Source organism: Nakamurella sp., from assembly GCF_048594475.1.
Lineage (GTDB): Bacteria > Actinomycetota > Actinomycetes > Mycobacteriales > Nakamurellaceae > Nakamurella.
The window spans coordinates 1-4,813 of the sequence record NZ_JBMDXT010000528.1 but is presented as its reverse complement, the minus strand read 5'-3'; the positions used below and the strand labels follow the sequence as shown (position 1 = coordinate 4,813).

The 4,813-nt window shown below is 72.7% G+C and carries 3 protein-coding genes and 1 pseudogene; all 4 read left to right on the top strand.

Going from position 1 to position 4,813, the window contains the following annotated elements; all coding sequences use genetic code 11:
- Nucleotides 1-864: pseudogene (locus ACOJUF_RS23720) on the top strand (hypothetical protein); the annotation flags it as partial.
- A complete protein-coding gene (locus tag ACOJUF_RS23715; protein WP_420124274.1) occupies nucleotides 861-2,318 on the top strand; it encodes an FtsW/RodA/SpoVE family cell cycle protein in 1,458 nt (485 codons plus the stop codon). The pseudogene ACOJUF_RS23720 and the gene ACOJUF_RS23715, both read left to right, overlap by 4 nt.
- Nucleotides 2,315-3,793: a peptidoglycan D,D-transpeptidase FtsI family protein gene (locus ACOJUF_RS23710; protein ID WP_420124273.1), complete on the top strand. Its 1,479-nt coding sequence runs from the start codon at nucleotides 2,315-2,317 to the stop codon at nucleotides 3,791-3,793. The genes ACOJUF_RS23715 and ACOJUF_RS23710 overlap by 4 nt, the downstream gene beginning before the upstream one ends.
- Before the next feature lie 121 nt (nucleotides 3,794-3,914).
- Nucleotides 3,915-4,813 (top strand): serine/threonine-protein kinase (locus ACOJUF_RS23705; RefSeq protein ID WP_420124272.1); only part of this gene is annotated, 899 nt, incomplete at its 3' end.

The window sequence follows — 4,813 nt, the reverse complement described above, 5'->3', positions numbered from 1 at the left end:
GGACCGATCGGCCAGCTGTCGTCGATCCGGATGACCGCCGAGATGCCGCGGATCCCGCTGCCGGCCATCCCGGAGGAAGCCGCCGCCCCGCCCGAGTTCATGCCGCCGGACGACGTCACCGCGCCCATCGCCACCACGTCGGCCGACGACGGCCCGGACGGGCCCCCCGCGCGCCGGCGGCGCCGCCGGACCACCGTCATCGTCGTCACCGCCGTCGTCGCCCTCGGCCTGATCGGGCTCGTCGGATCGACGCTGTGGGTGCGCAGCCAGTACTTCGTCGGCGCCAGCGACGGCCAGGTCGTCGTCTTCCGCGGCGTCGACGGCTCCGTCCTCGGCCTGCAGCTGTCCAGCGTGCAGGAGGGATCGTGCCAGCCCGGGCTGGACGAGTGCAGCCCGCTGATGGTCGAGGACCTGGTGCCGGCGGCCCGGGACCAGGTGCTGGCCGGGATCCAGGCCGGCAGCCTGGACGACGCCCGGGCCGTGATCGCCCGGCTGGCCGGCCGGATGCTGCCGCCGTGCACCAGTCCGACCCCCGGCCCGACCACCGGCTCGACCCTGACCCCGGACGCCTCCACGGTCCCGTCCACGCCCGCCGGCACGGCCCGCACCGGGACCACCGGGCTCTCGAGCGGCGCAGTGACCGCGCCCGGCCTGCCGGCCCCCGGCCAGAGCGGGTCCGGCATCCCGGGCGCGAGCACCGAACCGAGCACGGTCCCGACGATCCCCGCGGCCTCCGGCACGAACCCGGCCGACACCGGCGCGCTGCTGTCCACCGCATCCCGGCTGACCGAACCGACCAGCTCGGGGACCCCGCTGTCCACGCGCGCCCCTGAGCCCGGTGTGACCTGCCGGGTGGTCAAGTGAGCCGGCGGGACCAGGGCACTGCCGGGGCGCCGGTCCGGACCGGGCGGACGGCCGAGTTCTGGCTGCTCGTCTTCGCCGCGGTGGTGGTCACCTCCGCCCTGGTCATCGTCGAGCTGAACCAGAACCGGACGCTGAGCTGGGAGCTGGCCTATTACGGCGGCGGTTACCTGCTCGCGCTGGCCGTCGCGCACCTGCTCATCCGCCGGTACGCCCCGTTTGCCGACCCGGTCCTGCTGCCGATCGTCGCCCTGCTCAACGGCATCGGCCTGGTCATGATCTACCGGCTGGACCTGGCCCGGGAGATCAGCGCGGTCAACCGCGGCGAGGAGGTGCCCACCCCGCAGGCCTCGTTGCAGCTGGTCTGGACGGGCGTGGCGCTGGTCTGCTTCCTCATCGTGCTGCTGGTCGTCCGCGACCACACGGTGCTGCAGTCCTACGCCTACACCCTGGCTCTAGTCGGGGTGGTGTTCCTGGCCATCCCCGCGGTGCTGCCGGCCAGCCTGTCCGAGGTGAACGGGGCCAAGATCTGGATCAAGGTGCCCGGGCTGTTCTCCATCCAGCCCGCCGAGTTCGCCAAGATCGCGCTGATCATCTTCGCCGCGGCCTTCCTGGTGTCCAAGCGGACCGTGCTGTCCACCGCGGGCAAGAAGGTCTTCGGCCTGGTGCTGCCCCGCGGCCGTGACCTCGGTCCGCTGCTGGTGGCGCTGCTGCTGGTGCTGGGCATCATGGTCATCGGCAAGGACCTGGGCAGCGCGCTGCTGATCTTCGGCACGTTCCTGGCCATGATCTACGTCGCCACCGGCCGGGTGTCCTGGCTGATCATCGGCGTCCTGGGCTTCTCCGCCGGCGCCTACCTGGCGTACCGGATGTTCGCCCATGTCCGGGTCCGCGTCGACATCTGGCTCGATCCGTTCGGCGACCCGCTCGGCAACGGCTACCAGCTGGTCCAGTCGCTGTTCGGGCTCGGCACCGGCGGGATCTTCGGCACCGGCCTGGGGGCGGGCCGCCCGGACATCGTCCCGTTCGCCTCGACCGACTTCATCATGGCCGCCCTCGGCGAGGAGCTGGGCCTGGTCGGCGTGACCGCGATCCTTCTCCTCTACCTGATCCTGACCGCGCGCGGCGTCCGCACCGGGCTGGCCGCCAAGGACGGCTTCGGCACCCTGCTGGCCGGCGGGCTGGCCTTCTCCCTGGCCCTGCAGATGTTCATCGTGGTCGGCGGCGTCACCCGGCTGATCCCCCTGACGGGTATCACCACCCCGTTCCTGTCCTACGGCGGCTCGTCGCTGCTCTCCAACTACGTGATCCTCGCCCTGCTCGTCCGCATCTCGGATTCCTCCCGGCGGCCGTCCGACCCGGTCGTCGCACCGCCGGCGCCGGCCGTGCCGCTGGATCAGGCGAACACCCAGATGGTCCCGGCGGTGGCGCCCCCGGCCCGCGGTGGGCGCGGATGAAACGCCCTTTGCGCCGGGTCGGCTACGCCATCATCGTGATGGTCGTGATGCTGCTGGGCAATGTCGCGTACACCCAGGTCATCAAGGCCGACGACTACCGGGCCGACCCCAACAACAAGCGCACCCTGGTGGCCGAGTACAGCCGCCAGCGGGGGCAGATCACCGCGGCCGGCGGGGTGGTGCTGGCCCGGTCCGACCCGGTCGACGACCAGTACTCCTACCAGCGCGTGTACCCCGAGGGGGCGGCCTACGCGCACCCGGTGGGCTACTACTCGATGCGCTACGGGCCGACCGGCATCGAGCGCAACCAGAACGAGATCCTGTCCGGGGAGGCCCCGGAACTGATCGCCGGCCAGCTCTCGGACCTGATCACCGGACGGGACCCGCGCGGCGGGAACGTCCAGCTGACCCTCGAGCCGGCCGTGCAGAAGGCCGCGTACTCGGCGATGAGCGACAAGGGCTACGTCGGCGCCGTGGTGGCCATCGAACCGGCCACCGGCAACATCCTGGCGATGGTCTCGACCCCGTCCTACGACCCGAACCCGCTGGCCAGCCACTCGGACGCGACCCAGCGGCAGGCCTACAACGACCTGGTCAACGCCGACCCGAGCCCGCTGCTGAACCGGGCGATCGCCGCCGTCTACCCGCCCGGGTCGACGTTCAAGCTGGTCATCGCCGCGGCCGCGCTGCAGAACGGCTTCACCCCGGACACCCCGGTCACCGGTGAGCCGACGATCACGCTGCCGGGCACCGGCGGCGCGACCCTGTCCAACTTCGGCGGCGAGACCTGTGCCGACGGCGGGGGGGCCGACGTCAGCCTGACGCAGGCCCTGGCGCACTCGTGCAACACCGCGTTCGCCGAGGTCGCGATGCAGCTCGGCGCCCCCGTCGTGCGCAAGCAGGCCGAGGCCCTCGGGGTGGACGGCGAGGGCACCGACGCCGGCCTGGACGTCGTCGGCTCCCGGCTCGGGGACATCCCCGACACCGCGGCGCTGGCCCAGACCGGCATCGGCCAGCGGGACGTGGCCGTCACCCCGTTCGAGATGGCGTGGATCACCGCCACCATCGCCAACCGGGGCGACCGGATGGCGCCGCACATGATCGCCCAGACCACCAAGCCCGACCTGACCGTCATCTCGCAGACCCAGCCGCAATCGCTGGGCCAGGCGATCCCGATCCCGGTGGCCGACCAGCTGCGGGACATGATGATCGAGTCGGAGAAGAACACCCCGGGCGCCGGCAGCATCGCCGACCTGGAGATCGCCTCCAAGACCGGCACCGCCGAGCACGGCACCGACCCGAAGAACACCCCGCCGCACGCCTGGTACGTCGCCTTCGCGCCGGCCCAGAACCCGAAGGTCGCGGTGGCCGTCCTGGTCGAGAACGGCGGCGACCTGGGCACCGACGCGACCGGCGCCAAGGTCGCCGGCCCGGTCGGCCGGGCCACCATCGCCGCCGCCCTGGCCGGTTCGTGATGGACGGGGTGATGGACGGGGTGATGGCCGTGAGTGAGGCTTGCCGAACGAACCATCGGCCCAGCGGCATCGCCCCCACGAGGGGCGCGGAGCCTGCGAGCGCCCCGACGGGGGTGATGACGTGACCGCACCAGGTGTGACGCTGTCCCAGCGGTACCGGCTCACCCACCGGATCGCCGTCGGCGGGATGGGCGAGGTCTGGGCCGCCGACGACACCCGGCTGGCCCGGGTCGTCGCGATCAAGATCCTGCGGCCGGAGCTGACCGGCGATCCGGAGTTCCTGGGGCGGTTCCGGACGGAGGCCCGGATCACCGCGTCGCTCAACCACCCGGGCATCTGCGCGGTCTACGACTACGGGGAGATCTCCGGCACCGACCACTACCTGGCCGGCACCGCGTACCTGGTCATGGAACTGATCTCCGGCGAGTCCCTGTCCAGCGTGCTCAACCGGCTGGGCCGGCTGTCCGTCGGGCGCACCCTCGACGTGCTCGAGCAGACCGGCAACGCGCTGCAGCAGGCGCACGCCCGCGCGCTGGTCCACCGCGACATCAAGCCGGGCAACCTGCTCATCACCCCCGGCGGGCAGGTCAAGATCACCGACTTCGGCATCGCCAAGGTCGCCCACGAGGCGCCGGTCACCCGGTCCGGGATGGTGATGGGCACGGCGCAGTACATCTCCCCCGAGCAGGCGGCCGGCCGGGAGGCCTCGCCGGCGTCGGACATCTACTCGCTGGGCGTCGTGGCGTACGAGTGCCTGGCCGGGCGGCTGCCGTTCCACAGCGACAACACCGTCGCGATCGCCTTGGCCCACGTCCGCGAGGCGCCGCCGCCGCTGCCCGACGACGTGCCGCCGGCGGTCGCCCGGCTGGTCATGACGATGCTGGCCAAGGATCCGGCCGCCCGGTTCGCCAACGGGGCCCTGCGGGCCCGGGCGGCGGCCGAGCTGCGGGCCGGCGGCGGCCGGGACCTGGCCGGGTCGCGGCCGCCGGCCCCGCGACCGACGTTGATGGCGCCGGCCGT